The organism is Pseudomonas sp. C32, from assembly GCF_030417915.1.
In the GTDB taxonomy this organism is placed as follows: domain Bacteria; phylum Pseudomonadota; class Gammaproteobacteria; order Pseudomonadales; family Pseudomonadaceae; genus Aquipseudomonas.
The window spans coordinates 285,434-300,759 of record NZ_JAUHUK010000003.1 but is presented as its reverse complement, the minus strand read 5'-3'; the positions used below and the strand labels follow the sequence as shown (position 1 = coordinate 300,759).

At 61.1% G+C, this 15,326-nt stretch carries 15 protein-coding genes; 10 read left to right on the top strand and 5 right to left on the bottom strand.

The window, feature by feature from the left end; genetic code table 11:
* The first annotated feature begins 26 nt into the window (after positions 1-26).
* The 7 genes from QYH43_RS05195 to QYH43_RS05165 all read left to right on the top strand — a co-directional run bounded on the left by QYH43_RS05195 (position 27) and on the right by QYH43_RS05165 (position 5,413).
* Entirely contained in the window at positions 27-272 is a 246-nt protein-coding gene (locus tag QYH43_RS05195; protein ID WP_008050632.1) for a ferredoxin family protein, read from the top strand.
* Positions 273-489: 217 nt separating this feature from the next.
* A complete protein-coding gene (locus tag QYH43_RS05190) occupies positions 490-1,914 on the top strand; it encodes an ABC transporter substrate-binding protein (RefSeq protein ID WP_301156568.1) in 1,425 nt (474 codons plus the stop codon).
* Positions 1,915-2,032: 118 nt separating this feature from the next.
* Complete coding sequence (locus QYH43_RS05185; protein ID WP_301156567.1) at positions 2,033-2,815, top strand: ABC transporter permease; 783 nt, start codon at positions 2,033-2,035, stop codon at positions 2,813-2,815.
* Positions 2,815-3,663: an ABC transporter ATP-binding protein gene (locus tag QYH43_RS05180; protein ID WP_301156566.1), complete on the top strand. Its 849-nt coding sequence runs from the start codon at positions 2,815-2,817 to the stop codon at positions 3,661-3,663. The genes QYH43_RS05185 and QYH43_RS05180 overlap by 1 nt, the downstream gene beginning before the upstream one ends.
* The gene (locus QYH43_RS05175; protein WP_301156565.1) at positions 3,660-4,622 is read left to right on the top strand and encodes a HEAT repeat domain-containing protein; all 963 of its coding nucleotides are present in this window, start codon (positions 3,660-3,662) and stop codon (positions 4,620-4,622) included. Before QYH43_RS05180 ends, QYH43_RS05175 begins: the two co-directional genes overlap by 4 nt.
* Complete coding sequence (locus QYH43_RS05170) at positions 4,619-4,897, top strand: gamma-butyrobetaine hydroxylase-like domain-containing protein (protein ID WP_301156564.1); 279 nt, start codon at positions 4,619-4,621, stop codon at positions 4,895-4,897. The genes QYH43_RS05175 and QYH43_RS05170 overlap by 4 nt, the downstream gene beginning before the upstream one ends.
* Before the next feature lie 147 nt (positions 4,898-5,044).
* Positions 5,045-5,413: a DUF427 domain-containing protein gene (locus tag QYH43_RS05165; protein WP_095151270.1), complete on the top strand. Its 369-nt coding sequence runs from the start codon at positions 5,045-5,047 to the stop codon at positions 5,411-5,413.
* A gap of 143 nt (positions 5,414-5,556) precedes the next feature.
* On the opposite strand, the gene QYH43_RS05160 is transcribed toward QYH43_RS05165, so the two are convergent.
* Positions 5,557-7,179 (bottom strand): MFS transporter, encoded by a 1,623-nt coding sequence (locus tag QYH43_RS05160; protein ID WP_095057785.1) that lies wholly within the window; start codon positions 7,177-7,179, stop codon positions 5,557-5,559.
* Positions 7,180-7,374: 195 nt separating this feature from the next.
* Positions 7,375-9,021: a GMC family oxidoreductase gene (locus QYH43_RS05155; RefSeq protein ID WP_301156563.1), complete on the bottom strand. Its 1,647-nt coding sequence runs from the start codon at positions 9,019-9,021 to the stop codon at positions 7,375-7,377.
* Between the two features lie 131 nt (positions 9,022-9,152).
* Between QYH43_RS05155 and QYH43_RS05150 the strand changes: the two genes are divergently transcribed.
* Entirely contained in the window at positions 9,153-10,049 is an 897-nt protein-coding gene (locus QYH43_RS05150; RefSeq protein WP_095057787.1) for a LysR family transcriptional regulator, read from the top strand.
* A 103-nt stretch (positions 10,050-10,152) separates the two neighbouring features.
* Here QYH43_RS05150 and QYH43_RS05145 read toward each other — a convergent pair whose 3' ends face one another.
* Both QYH43_RS05145 and QYH43_RS05140 read right to left on the bottom strand, forming a co-directional pair.
* Entirely contained in the window at positions 10,153-11,253 is a 1,101-nt protein-coding gene (locus QYH43_RS05145) for a DNA alkylation repair protein (RefSeq protein WP_301156562.1), read from the bottom strand.
* The gene (locus tag QYH43_RS05140; protein ID WP_301156561.1) at positions 11,250-13,073 is read right to left on the bottom strand and encodes a monovalent cation:proton antiporter-2 (CPA2) family protein; all 1,824 of its coding nucleotides are present in this window, start codon (positions 13,071-13,073) and stop codon (positions 11,250-11,252) included. Before QYH43_RS05140 ends, QYH43_RS05145 begins: the two co-directional genes overlap by 4 nt.
* 220 nt (positions 13,074-13,293) lie before the next feature.
* Between QYH43_RS05140 and QYH43_RS05135 the strand changes: the two genes are divergently transcribed.
* Both QYH43_RS05135 and QYH43_RS05130 read left to right on the top strand, forming a co-directional pair.
* Entirely contained in the window at positions 13,294-13,632 is a 339-nt protein-coding gene (locus QYH43_RS05135) for an FKBP-type peptidyl-prolyl cis-trans isomerase (protein ID WP_095057791.1), read from the top strand.
* Positions 13,625-14,125: an MEKHLA domain-containing protein gene (locus QYH43_RS05130; RefSeq protein WP_095057792.1), complete on the top strand. Its 501-nt coding sequence runs from the start codon at positions 13,625-13,627 to the stop codon at positions 14,123-14,125. Before QYH43_RS05135 ends, QYH43_RS05130 begins: the two co-directional genes overlap by 8 nt.
* Before the next feature lie 7 nt (positions 14,126-14,132).
* Here QYH43_RS05130 and QYH43_RS05125 read toward each other — a convergent pair whose 3' ends face one another.
* Entirely contained in the window at positions 14,133-15,254 is a 1,122-nt protein-coding gene (locus QYH43_RS05125) for a cytochrome P450 (RefSeq protein ID WP_301156560.1), read from the bottom strand.
* Between the last annotated feature and the right edge of the window lie 72 nt (positions 15,255-15,326).

The following is a 15,326-nucleotide window of genomic DNA, read 5'->3' as shown; positions in this document are numbered from 1 at the left end:
GCATCACCCAAGAGAGAGACCGTGAAATGGCCTATCAAGCCCAGGAAATCTTCTTCCGTTCCAACGCCCCCGTCACCGTCGACGAGGACAAATGCATCGCCCACAAAGGCTGCACCGTGTGCGTCGACGTCTGCCCGATGGACCTGCTGGCGATCAACCCGGCCACGCAAAAGGCCTACATGGCGTTTGATGAATGCTGGTACTGCATGCCCTGTGAAAAAGACTGCCCGACGGGCGCTGTGAAAGTCGAAATTCCGTACCTCTTGCGCTGAAACAAGAAACTTGTAGGAGCCGGCTTGCTGGCGATGGCGTGCCAGTCACCATCGATTCAGTTGACACTCCATCGCCAGCAAGCCGGCTCCTACAGGGGGATGGAGGCCAGCCCAGACAACGAAAAAACCGCCATCCGGCCACCACCGGACGCCTGATTCAAAAACACCCCTCGTTTCCCACCGCGCCCTGATCGTGGCGGAGACGAACATCCTATAAATGATTCGAGGGGAAACACTCATGTTGCGTGCAGCTTTTGCCGGTCTGGTACTGGCGTCATTCACCTTGTCGGCCTCGGCCGAAACCATCCGCATTGCCATCGGCACCCAGGACACCACGATCAACTGCGCCGCTGGCGGTCTGTTGATTCGCGAGCTGGGCCTGCTGGACAAATACCTGCCCCACGACGGCCCATACAAAGATGCGAAGTACGAGGTGCAGTGGAAGAACTTCACCAGCGGCGCACCCCTGACCAATGAAATGGTGGCCGGCAAACTCGACTTCGGCGCCATGGCCGATTTCCCCGGTGCTTTCAACGGCGTGGCGTTTGAAACGGCCGGCAAGCACAGCCTGTTTATCAGCGTGCTGTCGGGCAGCACACAAGGCAGCGGCAACGGCATCGTGGTGCCGAGTGCGTCGGGCGTGCAATCGCTGGCAGAGCTCAAAGGCAAGACCATTTCCGTGCCGTTCGCGTCCACCGCCCATGGCATGTTGCTGCGTGCCGTGGCGGCTCAAGGCTGGGATCCGTTGAAAGATGTGAACATCATCGCCCAGCCACCGGAAGTCGCAGGCTCCGCATTGCAGGCCGGCAAGATCGACGCTCACGCAGACTTCGTGCCGTTTGCCGAGCTGTTCCCGAGCCGTGGTTTCGCCCGCAAGATCTACGACGGTTCGCAGGCCGCAGCGCCGACATTCCACGGCGCGCTGGTCGACCAGGCCTACGCGAAAAAGTACCCGGAAATCGTCGTCGCTTACTTGCGGGCAAGCATCGAGGCCAATCAGCTGTTGGCCGCGGAACCGGAGAAGTACAGCGAACTGATCGCCAAGGTCACCGGCGTCGATGCCGAGGTCAACTACCTGTTCCACGGCCCGCTGGGTGTGCAAACCCGCGACCTGAGCTGGAAACCGGAATACCGCCAGGCCGTGGGCACGGCTATCGATACGCTCAAGCTGTTGAAGAAAGCCGATCGCGGACTCGATCTGAACAGCTTCATCGACGACCAATACATCCGCACCGCCTTCAAAGCCTCAAACCTGGACTACACCGCGCAATTGGCCAACTACGCACAAACGCCACTGAAGGCGAGCGATGCGGCGAGCGGAAAAGCCATCACCGACTTCAGCCGTGTGGCCGAAATCTGGGTGCGTGGCGAGCCGAAAGTCCGCCAGTACGCCTCGGCGGAATCAGCGTTCGCCGCACTGGCCAGCCTCAAGCAAGAAGGCAAAAACATCCGCGCGGTGTATGCCCAGGCCAGCGACAGCGGGATCAAATTGCTGGCGGATCAGGCGTGGTTTGCCAGTGATGCGAAAGGGCGTTTGAGCGCGTTCCTGCTCAAGGGCCAGGCCCAGCAGTACGCCACGGCGCAGGGCGGCAAGGTCTTTGACTTTACCGATGCCACAACGCAGGCCGTCGCCACCCGCTAACCCTGTAGGAGCCGGCTTGCCGGCGATTGCTGACGGACATTCAACATTGATGTCGACTTAACTACCGCTATCGCCGGCAAGCCAGCTCCTACGGGTTTTTTGGTTGAGAGGAATAACTGTGTACCGATCCTATTCACGCTGGATACCCAGAGCCGCTTCACTGCTGCTCTGCCTTTTGTTCTGGCAACTCGCCGCCAGCCACCACTGGAACCTCGGCCTGGTGACCTTCGCCAACGTCCCGACCCCGCTGGCCGTGATCGAGGCCGCACTGGGGCTGGGCGACTCCGGCAAGCTCGGCCGACACCTGAGCAGCAGCCTCGGCCGGGTGTTCGCCGGTTACCTCGCTGCGCTGATCATCGGTATCGCTCTGGGCCTGGCCATCGGGCGCTCGAAATGGGCCGAAGACGTTTTGCTGCCGCCGCTGGAAGTGCTGCGCCCGATCCCGGCGGTGGCTTGGATTCCCCTGGCGATCCTGATGTTCCCGTCATCCGAGCTGTCGATGGTGTTCATCACCTTCACCGGCGCGTTGTTCCCGATTCTGCTCAACACCGTGCACGGCGTCGAAGGCGTCGATCCACGGCTGATCGCCTCGGCGAAAAGCCTCGGGGCAGGGCGCCGGGCAATCCTGCTGGAAGTGATCTTGCCCGGTGCTGCGCCCAGCATCATCACTGGCCTCGCCATCGGCATGGGCACGTCGTGGTTCTGCCTGGTGACGGCAGAAATGATCTCTGGCCAGTACGGCATCGGTTACTACACCTGGGAGTCGTACACCATCCAGAACTACGCCGACATTGTCGTCGGCATGTTGCTGATCGGGGTGTTGGGGATGGGCAGCAGCCTGTTGATCAAACGCCTGGGCGGGCTGTTCACGCCTTGGCACCGTCCACGAGGGAAAAGCTGATGAGCGCGTTTCAACACCCTGAAGGGCGAATAGATATTCGCGGCTTGTCGATCAGCCTGGGCGAAGGCCACGCGGCGTTCGAAGCCGTACAGGGCCTCGATTGCCAGATCGAACCGGGGCAGTTCGTGTGCATTCTCGGGCCGTCCGGTTGCGGCAAATCCACGTTGCTCGGCGCGCTGGCCGGTCACTTGCAGCCGCGTGCCGGAACGCTCACGGTGGATGGCGCGGCGGTGTCCGGCCCCTCGCCGCAGCGCGGCATGGTGTTTCAGCAACACACGCTGTTCCCGTGGCGCACGGTGCGCGACAACGTCGCTTTCGGGCTGAAAATGCGCGGTATCGGCAAAGTCGAACGGCATAAAGCCGCCGACGAAATCCTCGCGCTGGTGGGCCTTGAAGGCTTTGCCGAGCGATGGCCGGATCAGCTTTCCGGCGGCATGCAACAACGGGTGGAAATCGCCCGGGTGCTGGTCAATCGTCCGCGGCTGTTGCTGATGGACGAACCGTTCGGTGCCCTCGACGCCTTGACCCGCTTGAATATGCAAGAACTGCTGCTGGATATCTGGACGCGCATCCGCACCACCGTGGTGTTTGTCACCCATGACATCGACGAAGCGCTGTTCCTTGCCGACCGGCTGTTGGTCATGAGCTCACGACCGGGCCGCATCATCGAAGACCTGCGCCTCGATTTCCCCCGGCCTCGCACCACCGAATTGGTGACGAGCCACGAATTTTCACGCTTGAAGCGCCATTGCCTCGAACTCCTGCGTCACGAAGACGGTCGGCAGCTGCCACGCCTGAACCCTCTCGGACTGCCTCCTGAAAACAAACTGCCGCGGTTTGCCCTATGACCTCACTTTTTGCTGTAACCGACAACGCCGACATTCTCGCCCTGCAACCACGTCTGACCGATGAGGACCCCGGCGTGCGCCGGATTGCCCTGATCGAACTGGCTGACCTTGAAGAACCGGACGGCCTGCTGTGGCTGGTGGATCGACTCTCTCAGGACCCGACCGAAGAGGTCCGCGCCGAGGCCGCGCGCTTGCTCGAAGCCTGGGAGGATGAACCGGTGGTTCAGGCGTTGTGTCAGGCGCTGACCGATCCGAGCGAAGCGGTGCAGGCCGCCGCGGCACAAAGCCTCAGCCTGCTGAAAAGTGCAGCGGCGGGGCGGGTGATTCTGCCGTGGACCGGGCATGCCGACCTCCGTGTGCGCATTGCCGCGTTCCGGGCATTGCGCGAGCTGCGTTGCGCCGATGCCGCTACGGCGGCTGCCAACGCGCTGAACGATGAGGACGCTGGCGTACGCCGCGAAGCCGTCGGCGTGCTGGGCTGGCTCAAGCAACTCGAAGCCTTGCCGGCATTGGCGCAATTGGCCAGCGATGATCCGGACACGGAAGTGCGCCGCGCCGCTACCGGTGCCCTCGGTCTGGCATCTGACGCTCAGGTGCTGCCGGCACTGCGCCAGGCATTGCAGGATCAGGCCTGGCAAGTGCGCGAAGAAGCCGCCACCACTTTGGGCAAGGTCGGACACATCGACGCCGGCCCGGCCCTGGTCCAGGCCTTGGGCGACGATTATTGGCAAGTGCGTTTGCGCGCCACCCGCAGTCTCGGTCGTTTGCGCTATGCCCCCGCGCTCGATGCGCTGATCGAAACCCTCGGCCACCGCATCAGCAACCTGCGCAAGGAAGCGGCGTTGGCCTTGGGCGAATTGAGCGATCAACGGGCCATCGCCGCGTTGCAAGCCGCGCAGGACGATGGTGATCCTGAGGTGCGCAAAGCGGTGCGCATCGCCTTGAGTCAACTTCAATGAGTCCGCTGTCAGTGGGAAATTCGACAAGCGCTCGGCAATTGCGCCTGAACTGGCCGGACGGTCGCGAACAACGGCTCGACCACGCCGAGCTGCGCCGCCAGTGCCCGTGCTCGCAATGCCGAGCCTTTCGTTTGCAGGGCCTGACGCCGATGGTCGATGCACGGGTTCGGGTCATCGAATTGAACCCGCAAGGCTATGGCGTGCAGTTGGTGTTCAGCGATGGCCACGAGCGGGGCATCTATCCCTGGACTTATCTGGCGCAATTGAATGCTTGAAGCGCAGGGCTCCCGTTCGGCTGTGAAGCCGTCGAAATGGCGGAACTTGGGTTATACCTGATAGGTCGGCATTCATAGGTTTCGGCGCTGCCACCGTCACCGGCAGCCTTGCCTACAGGTCCATCACCGTCATGAGGAACGTTTTCCATGAAAAGCTCCGGTCCTAGCCCTGTCATCACCATCGCCGAGCAGCCTGGCTGTTTGTTGGTGAAGTTTCACGGTATCCAGGTGGCCGCTTCGGCGCGGGCATTGGTACTGCTGGAGGCCAATTACCCGCCGGTGTACTACGTGCCGCGCGAGGACATCGACGAGAAGTATTTCGCCCGCACCGATCACACCAGCTATTGCCCCTTCAAGGGCGATGCCAGCTATTTCAGCTTGCAGGTGCCGGGGCATGAAGGTGCGAATGCGGTGTGGAGTTATGAGAACCCCAAGGTGTCTGTCGATCAGATTAAAGGATATGTGGCGTTCTACCCGGATCAAGTGAAGTTCGAGTTGCTCGACGCCGAGGTTTAAACGCGATTTTTTTCATTGGCACTGCCCGTGTAGGAGCGAGCCTGCTCGCGATGGACTCGAGAACGCCGTGTTTATCCAGACAACACGCGTTTTCGTTTACGACCATCGCGAGCAGGCTCGCTCCTACAGGATTCGGGTCGATCTCAGTTCTTGTCCAGATCGACGTTACGCGTCTCTCGCAAACAGATCATCCCCACCACCAGACTCACCCCGGTGATCACCACCGGGTACCAAAGCCCGTAGAAAATATCCCCGGTGTACACCACCAGCGCGAACGACACGGTCGGCAGGAAACCGCCGAACCAGCCGTTGCCGATGTGGTAGGGCAGGGACATCGAGGTGTAGCGGATGCGGGTCGGGAACAGCTCGACCATCAGCGCCGCCAGTGGGCCGTAGCACATGGCGGAAATGATGATCAGCGCCACGATCAGCGCGACGATCATCGGTTTGTTGATCTGCTGCAGGTCCGCCTGCTGCGGGTAACCGGCGAGGGTCACGGCGCCGCGCAGGGCCGCTTCGTCGAAGCCGTCGATCTTCACGTCACCAATACTGATCTGCACGTCGCTGCCGGCCGGGGCCGCTGCGCTTTGGTACGGCAGGCCTTGCTTGACCAGGAAGGTCTTGACCTTGTCGCACGGGCTATCAAATTTCGCCTTGCCCACCGGGTCGAACTGGAATGTGCAGGTCGCCGGGTCGGCCATCACGGTTATCGGCGCCTGACGGCTGGCCTGGTCGATGGCCGGGTTGGCGTAGTGGGCCAGGGTCTTGAAGATCGGGAAGTACAAAGCGGTGGCGAGTAACAGCCCCAGCATTAATACCGGTTTACGCCCGACCTTGTCCGACAGCCAGCCGAAGAAGATGAAGAACGGCGCACCGATGGTCACGCTGATGATCAGCAAGCCATTGGCCACCGCCGGGTCCATCCTCAGGAACTGGGTGAGGAAGAACAGCACGTAAAATTGCGCAGCGTAAAAGGTCACCGCTTGTCCGGCGTTGATGCTGAACAGGGCAATCAAGACGACTTTGAGGTTTTCCCATTTGCCGAACGACTCACGAATCGGCTGTTTGCACAGCTTGCCTTCTTCTTTCATTTTCACGAAGGCCGGCGATTCGTGCAGGCTCATGCGGATCCAGGTCGAGATGCCCAGCAGCACGATGGAAAACAGGAACGGAATGCGCCAGCCCCAGACTTCGAACTGGTCGCCCGTGAAGTAACGGCAGCCCAGTACCACCAGCAGCGACAGCAGCAAGCCGAGGGTCGCGGTCGACTGAATCCAGCTGGTGTGGAAACCACGCTTGCCGATGGGCGCGTGCTCTGCGACATAAGTGGCAGCGCCGCCGTATTCACCGCCCAAGGCCAGGCCCTGAAGCATGCGCAGCACCACCAGAATGATCGGCGCGGCGATGCCGATGCTGGCGTAAGTCGGCAGCAACCCGACGCAGAACGTCGCCAGGCCCATGAGGACGATGGTGGCGAGGAAGGTGTATTTGCGTCCGATCATGTCTCCCAACCGACCGAACACCAGCGCACCGAATGGTCGCACGACGAAACCGGCGGCGAACGCCATCAGGGCAAAAATGAACGCCGTGGTGTCGTTGACCCCGGCGAAAAACTGTTTGCTGATCACCGCCGCGAGGGCGCCGTAGAGGAAAAAGTCATACCACTCGAAGACCGTCCCGAGGGAGGAGGCAAAGATGACTTTCTGGGTTTCCTGACTGGTGCCCGCGCTGCGCACGGCTTCCAGGGTTTGAACGTTCTCTGACATACCGGTATCCCTCACAGTGATTGTTTTTGTTGTTCCACTGTCGGCACCTGCCTTGTGGGCGGGTGCCGCTGTCGATGCATCGGACATCCCTGTAGGCGCCGGCTTGCCGGCGAAGGCGACCGTGAGTCGACATCAACGTTGACTGATGCGCCGCTTTCGCCAGCAAGCCGGCTCCTACATGTTTGTGTACCGAGTTCAGGCGTTTGCTGACAGTTCCATTGACTGCTTCACGCTCCTTGTGTCTGGGTTAAGGATCATCTGTGCCGCTTTCTCGGCAATCATCAACGTCGGTGAGCAGGTGTTGCCCGAGGTGATGCGCGGCATGATCGAGGCATCGGCGATGCGCAGGCCGGGGATGCCGTGCACGCGCAGTTGGGCATCGACCACCGCAGCGGCGTCGTTGCCCATGCGGCAGGTGCCCACCGGATGGAAAATCGTCGTACCGATTCGGGCGGCGGCTTCGTGCAGTTGTTCTTCGCTTTGCAGGCTGTCACCGGGCAGGTACTCGACCGGTTTGAATGCCTTCAGGGCCGGGGCGGCCACGATGCGTCGGGTCAGCCGGATCGCGTCGGCGGCGACGCGCAAATCCTCCGGATGACTCAGGTAATTGGGTTGAATCAGCGGCGCTTCCTGCGGATCGGCGGAGCGGATTTCCACCCGGCCACGGCTTTGCGGACGCAGGTCGCAGACCGACGCCGTAAACGCCGGGAACGCATGCAGCGGTTCGCCAAAGCGCTCCAGCGACAGCGGTTGCACGTGGTACTCAAGGTTCGCTGAAGTCTGTTCCGGGCCGGAACGGGCGAATGCACCGAGCTGACTCGGCGCCATGGACAGCGGGCCGCTGCGGTCATAGAGGTAGCGCAGGCCCATGCCCATCTTGCCCCACAGGCTGCCCGCGATTTGATTCAGGGTGCGGGCGTTTTCCAGTTTGTAGATCAGCCGCAACTGCAGGTGATCCTGCAGATTGGCGCCCACGCCGGACAGCTCATGGGCGATGCCGATCCCCAGTCGCTCCAGCAACGGACGCGGTCCGATACCGGAACGTTGCAGGATGCTCGGCGACCCGACGGAGCCCGCGCACAGGATGATTTCCTTGCGCGCCTTGAAGGTCCTGGCCTGATCTTGCCAGCGGGCACTAACTGCCGCCGCCCGGCCGTTTTCCAGCAGTACGCGGTCGACTTCAACGCCGGTCAGCACGGTGAGATTGGGTCGATGCCGAGCCGGTTTGAGAAACGCCTTGGCCGCATTCCAGCGAATACCGGCCTTCTGATTGACCTGAAAGTAGCCGCAACCTTCGTTGTCGCCCTGGTTGAAGTCATCGATGCTGGCAATGCCGCTTTGTTCGGCGGCGTTACGAAAGGCATCGAGGATCGGCCAGGACAGACGCTGGCGCTCGACCCGCCAGTCGCCGCTGGCGCCGTGAAACTCAGAATCACCGGCAAAGTGGTTTTCGCTTTTCTTGAACAGCGGCAGCACGTCCTGCCAGGCCCATCCCGGATTGCCGTCGGCCGCCCAGCCGTCGTAGTCCCCGGCCTGGCCACGCATGTAGATCATGCCGTTGATCGAAGAGCAGCCGCCCAGTACTTTGCCGCGCGGATAGCTCAGGGCGCGGCCTTGCAGGCCCGGTTGCGCCTCGGTCTTGAAGCACCAGTCGGTGCGCGGGTTGCCGATGCAGAACAGGTAACCCACGGGGATGTGAATCCACGCATAGTTGTCGCGGCCCCCGGCTTCGAGCAACAGCACGCGGTGCTGCGGATCGCCCGACAGTCGATTGGCCAGCAAACACCCGGCCGGCCCGGCCCCGACCACGATGAAGTCGTATTCATCAAGGGAAGTCTGCATCCCTGACCTCGTTTGTTGTTCTTGTTGCCTGTCATCCTAGTTGTTAGCTTTCGTCAAAAGAATGTTAGTTTTTGCGCAGCGGCTGTGCGTTTTTAAACAGCCCATCCACAGCGAACAACCAGGGACGAATCATGTTTGACTGGAACGACTTGCGGTTTTTCCTCGAATTGCAGCGCAGCGGGCGTTTGCTTACGGCGGCACGCCGGTTGAACACGACGCACGCCACCGTGGCGCGGCACATCGAAGCCATCGAAAAGAGCCTCGGCACGGCGTTGTTTGTTCAACACGCCCAAGGCTATGAACTGACCCCGGCCGGCGAAGCGTTGCTTAAACACGCCGAGGCCATGGAAAACGTCGCGTTGCTGGCGCAGGAAGAAATCACCCAGTCCACGGCGCCACTGGGCAAGATCCGTGTCGGGGTGACGGAAGGGCTGGGCATCATGTTCCTGGCCAGTCGCATGAACGGCTTGTTCGAGCGCTACCCGGGGCTGGAAGTGGAGTTGGTGGCGGTGCCGCGCTTTGTCAGCATCCTCAACCGTGAGGCGGAGATCAGCATCCACCTCGAACGCCCGTCCGCCGACATGCTGGTCACCCGCAAGCTCACGGACTATCGCCTGGCGCTCTATGCCAGCCAGGCTTATCTCGACCGTTCGCCACCGCTGCGCAGCCGCGAAGACCTTGGGCGCCACGCGTGGATCGGTTATGTCGATGATTTGCTGTTCAGCCAGGAATTGATGTTCCTCAACAGCTTCTGCCGTAACCCGCAGGTGGTGTTCCACAGCACCAGCGTGATCGCCCAACAACAAGCGGCGCGGTCGGGGTTGGGGATCGCGGTGCTGCCGTGTTACATGGCCAGCGACGATCCGGGACTGGTACCGCTGCTGCCGGACGAAAGCATCCAGCGCAGCTACTGGATCAGCACCCGCCGCGAGCTGCACAAGTCTGTGCGGCTAAGGGTGCTGTGGGATTATGTGGTGGAGTTGTGTGAGCGGGAGCAAGCCCTGCTACTGCCCCCCAATCCCCTGTAGGAGCCGGCTTGCCGGCGAAGAGGTCTCAAGGTTTTCATCATGTTCAAGGCCCATTCGCCGGCAAGCCAGCTCCTACAGGTCCGGTTCTAACGAAGAAATGCAGTCAAACGATCTCGAATTGTGTACTGGCCAACCGTTCCCCATTCACCATGATGTGCACGGCGTGAACGCCCGCATAATGCCGGCGCGTCGTGAGTTCCTTGATCTGTTGCCCCCGGCTGACGGTTTCGCTGGCCATGCCGGGCAGTGTCAGCGTCTTGAGCTTGAACACCTTCGCCGACGTGCTGCCGTTGGCTTTGACGTAATCGATGGCGTAATCGATCACCAGACGCTGACTGTCCTCAACCGTGGATTTGACGACAAAGGACAGGGTGATCTTTTCCCCCAGACCCATCACCGGCGGATTGATCTGTAACTCGCTGATGTCCACTTCTGGCTTGCCACCCGCACCAATAATCGCCAACGCACGCGGGTTGCCCTGTTTGATCAGGCTGCGCAAGGCATGTTTGGCGATCCACGCGGTGTGTTTGTTATCCAGCGACCAGCCTTCGATCAACTCCAGCACCCACTCGGGATGGTCCTTAGTGATGTCGTTGAGGTGATTGGCCACGGATTTGCGTACGTAAAGGCTGGTGTCGGCCTTCAGATTGTCGAGGATTTTTACGGCGAGGCGCGGGTCAGCCTGGACCTGTTCCAGACGAAACGACCAAGGCAGGCGCGGTCGGCAGCCTTCGCTGGCCAGACGTCGTACGTGTTCGTTGTCATCCAGCGACCAGTCATGCATCAGCTTGAGCGAACGCTCGAAGTCGCTGCGCAGAAAGTAGCGGATCGCAAACTCCGAGGAGCCGAAGCAGGTGAAATATTTGAGCGCATCCATCGACTGCTCGAACGCATGGCCGCCGTAGCGGGCGACGTAGTGCGGCAGGCACATGCTGACGAAGCCGCTGTTCAGGCGCGGGGCGAGGGCGCGCAGGACCTCCAGCGATGCTGTGTAATCTAGCGGCAACACCGCGTGCAGGCATTCGCTGACCCGGGCCATGCGCTGCATCACGCTCAGGTCCGCCAGGCCGGACTGGGTCAGTGTCAGGAACGCCTTGGCGTCGAACCCGGGATAGACCGCCGTCATCTCGGTGGCGATGTGCTCGAGGCGCTTGACGTTGAAGATTTCCTTGAGCGCGGGCGAAGACGAGTCAGCGTCACTCATTGAGGTGTCCTTGTTTTGCTTCCCGCTCGCTCTTCGAGCTCATCGGACTCAAACAAGCGCGCCAGTTCCGCCCGCGCTTCCTGTGCCGTTTGCAGAACCTTCGCCGCGTCGTCATACACGGCATGCTGGGCTTCGAGCACCTGTTCATCGTGATGCTTGAAACGCTTGATCCGTGCATCGGCCTGGGCCTGGGTCAACCCGAGGCCGATCAGGGTTTGCCGGCTCATTTCCAGGCTCGAGTAAAAGGTCTCGCGCACCGCGTGTGCACCGACGTCCATCAAGCGGTGCACGTGTTGGCGGTTGCGGGCGCGGGCGATGATTTTCATGTGCGGATAGAGTTTGCGCACCAGTTCAGCCGTTTTGATGTTGGTGTCCGGATCATCGGTAGCAATCACGAAAAACTCGGCTTCCCCCACTTTGGCCGCGTTGAGGATCTCCGGGCGCATCGGGTCGCCGTAGAACACCGGCACACCACCAAAGCTGCGCGACAGCTCGATGGTTTCCACCGAGGTGTCGAGGGCGACGAACTTGATGTTCTGCGCCCGCAGGATCCGCGCAACGATCTGCCCCATGCGGCCCATACCGGCGATGACCACCCGCGGGGCGTCGGTATCGATTTCACGGAATTTCTCCGGCACTTCGACCGGTTGCACTTTCGGGCTGACCAGCCGCGCGCACACCAGCAGTAACAGAGGTGTCACGGCCATCGACAGGGTGATCGTCAACACCAGCAGGTCGTACATCTGCGGCACGAACAGCTCATGGTCGCGACCGATCTTGAACACCACGAAGGCAAATTCACCGCCGGCCGCCAGCACGATCCCCAGACGAATCGCGCTGACCTTGTTCAAACCACCGGCCAGGTGACCGACGATAAACAGCAACGGCAGCTTGATTGCAATCAACAGCAGGGTCAGGCCCAGCACCGTGATCGGCGCACTCAGCAACAGGTTCAGGTTGGCGCCCATGCCGACGCTGATGAAAAACAGCCCCAACAACAGGCCCTTGAAGGGTTCGATCTGCGATTCCAGTTCGTGACGGTATTCGGAGTCCGCCAACAGCAGGCCGGCCAAAAAGGCCCCCAGGGCCATGGAAATACCGGCCAATTCCATGAGCCACGCGGTGCCGATCACTACCAGCAACGCCGTGGCGGTGAACACTTCAGGCAGCGCGGCTTTGCTCACCACGCGAAAGATCGGGCGCAGCAGATAACGTCCGCCGACCACCACTACCGCGATGCTGGCCAACACCTGCAAGCCGTGGTTCAGGTTTTCGGCGGCACTGGCGCTGTGACTGCCCCCGGCGAGCAACGGCACCATGGCGATCAGCGGGATCGCAGCAATGTCCTGGAACAGCAGAATCGCAAACGCCAGCCGCCCGTGGGGGCTGGTCAACTCCTTGCGCTCGGCCAGGCTTTGCAGGCCGAATGCGGTGGACGACAACGCCAGGCCAAGGCCCAGAACGATCGCACTGTTCAACGGTTGACCGAAGACAAACAGCGCTACGACGCCAATCGTCGAACCGGTCAGCAACACCTGCGCCAAACCCACACCGAACACCGACTTGCGCATCACCCACAAGCGTCGCGGTGACAGTTCCAGGCCAATGATGAACAGCAGCAGCACCACACCGAGTTCGGAGATATTGGCGACGCTCTGCGGATTGTCGATAAGCCCCAGCACCGAAGGGCCAATGATCACCCCGGCAAACAGATAACCCAGCACCGCTCCCAGTTGCAGGCGCTTGGCCAGGGGCACGATCAGCACGGCCGCGCACAGAAACACGACAGCGGCTTGCAGCAGATTGCCTTCATGGGGCATGAACAGAAACTCCATCAACTTGGTACGGCGGGGCGTCAAGGATAAGGGTTCGGGTTGCTGAAGATCCACTGTCCGCAGGAGACACCATTGCGCGGCGCAGAGCAGGCAGTATTCACTTTAGCTTCCGGACCGAAACGGGACGGTTGCCAATCGCAGGCAAATCTGGGAAAACGGCGCCCATCAGGCCCTTTTGGGCGAGTGAGCATACGAGTGAAATTCAATGAATGACGAGCTTCAGATAATTGATCTTCAGGTGGGCGACGGTAAAGCCGCCAGCAAAGGCGCTTTGATCACCACCCAGTATCGTGGTTGGCTGGAAGACGGCAGCGAATTCGACTCTTCCTACAGCCGTGGCAAACCTTTCCAGTGCGTGATTGGCACAGGGCGAGTCATCAAGGGGTGGGACCAAGGCATCACGGGCATGCAGGTCGGCGGCAAACGCAAGCTGCTGGTGCCGGCGCATCTGGCGTATGGCGAGCGCAGCATGGGCAAGATCCCGCCGAACTCGAACCTGATTTTCGAGATCGAGTTGCTGGAAGTGCTGACGCGCGATGATTGATCGTGATTGCCCGGAAGGGTTGCTGAACGAGGAGTACACCGCGGCGATTGAGCTGATCGACGCCTCCTATCGGCATTGGACCGGGAAAAACCTGCCGGCTCCGGACTCATTGAGCCCGACCGGGCGCCTGCACTGGCTTCATGCGCACGCGCCCTACAGTCTGTTAGCCCACGGCACCGAAGACGATCCGCTGTTTTTCTACGCCAACCAACAGACCCTGGCCTGCTTCAAATACCCGCGCTCCGAATTCCTCGGCATGCCGTCGCGCTTCAGCGCTTCGCCGCTCGACCGTGCCATGCGCCAGACATTGCTCGAACAGGTCACGGCCCACGGCATTGCCCATGGTTACAGCGGCTATCGGGTAGACAAGGCGGGCAATGCCTTCATGATTCATGAAGGCAAAGTGTGGACGCTGATTGACCGCAATGGCCAGCGCAAAGGGCAGGCAGCGTTGTTTTGGCCGGATGCCGGGCGGGTGGGGGAGTTGGGTTGATTGCCGATCAAACCTGCCTTGTGTCGCTAAACACCGGAACTCGCCCATTCAAGGACGGCCGGTAATCCCAGCTCAGCCGTTCCAGCACCGGTTTTGTCTTCAAAATCTGTCGCAACGTCGCGCTGGCGATACTCAAAGCCAGGCTTTGCCCCGGGCATTGGTGGTGTCCGGTGCCGAAGGTAAAGCTGCGGCGGTTTGGACGGTTCAGGATAAAGGCATCGGGGTTGTTGTTGAGCAGTGGGTCGCGGTTGGCCGAGGCCAGCAGCACCAGGATCGCGTCTCCTGTCTTGAGGCTGATGCCGTTGATTTCGCACGGGGCGGCGACGAAGCGTCGGGTGTTCTGGACGGGCGGGTCGAAGCGCTGGACTTCGGCCAGCAGGTCGTCGACTTGCGCGGGTTCGCGGAGCACTGATGGGTTCTTTATCAGTGTCAGGATCGCGTTGCCGATCAGTCCGGCGGTCGCCTCAAAGGTTTGGGAGAACAGGCCGATCAAGTTGGCGATTAGCATTTCTGGCGTGCCACCGGTAAAGCGCTGGCGGATGCCACTGAGCAAAGGGCTGTGGTTGTCGGGATCCTCCAGAAGCTCGACAAAGTAGCCGCTCAGCTGTTCTGCAGCAGCGTGGGCGGCGGTCAGTTGAGTGTGAGTGCTCAAGGGCGACAGGCACGCAACGAAGTCCCTCGTCAGTTCGCTGATGGCTCGACCTTGAGCGGGGGAGTACCCCAGCAGGGCTGCCATTACACAGGCCGGTCCCCGGAACATGGCGTTGTACAGGCCTGCGGCGTCCGCCGTGATCAACCGCGCGCCGACCAGCGCCTCGACTTCCTGTGCATCGATTCCTTTCAGACCCGGTGCAATCGCCGACCTTGGGCAGCGTTGGCGTTCCCCCTCATTCATCCGCATCAGTTGGCCAAATACCTTGCCGGCCATGCCATTGGCAATCGCATGGGGCACCGGTTCGTTTGAGGGCCGCACGTGGCAAACGGGATTTGCCAGTACCGCAGCCACCGCTTGGGCGCTGCTGGCGACCCATACATTCAGTTGCGAGTGGAAAACCAATCCGCCCTCGGCGCGCAGTTGTGCGTAATAGGGATAAGGGTCGGCGTGGGTCGCGGCGAGAATCGGGTCCATGGTTCGCAGCCTTTTGTTGTTGGAAAGTGTTGCTACTATCTCCAGTCGGAAAAGGCGTTGATTCGTCCGGGA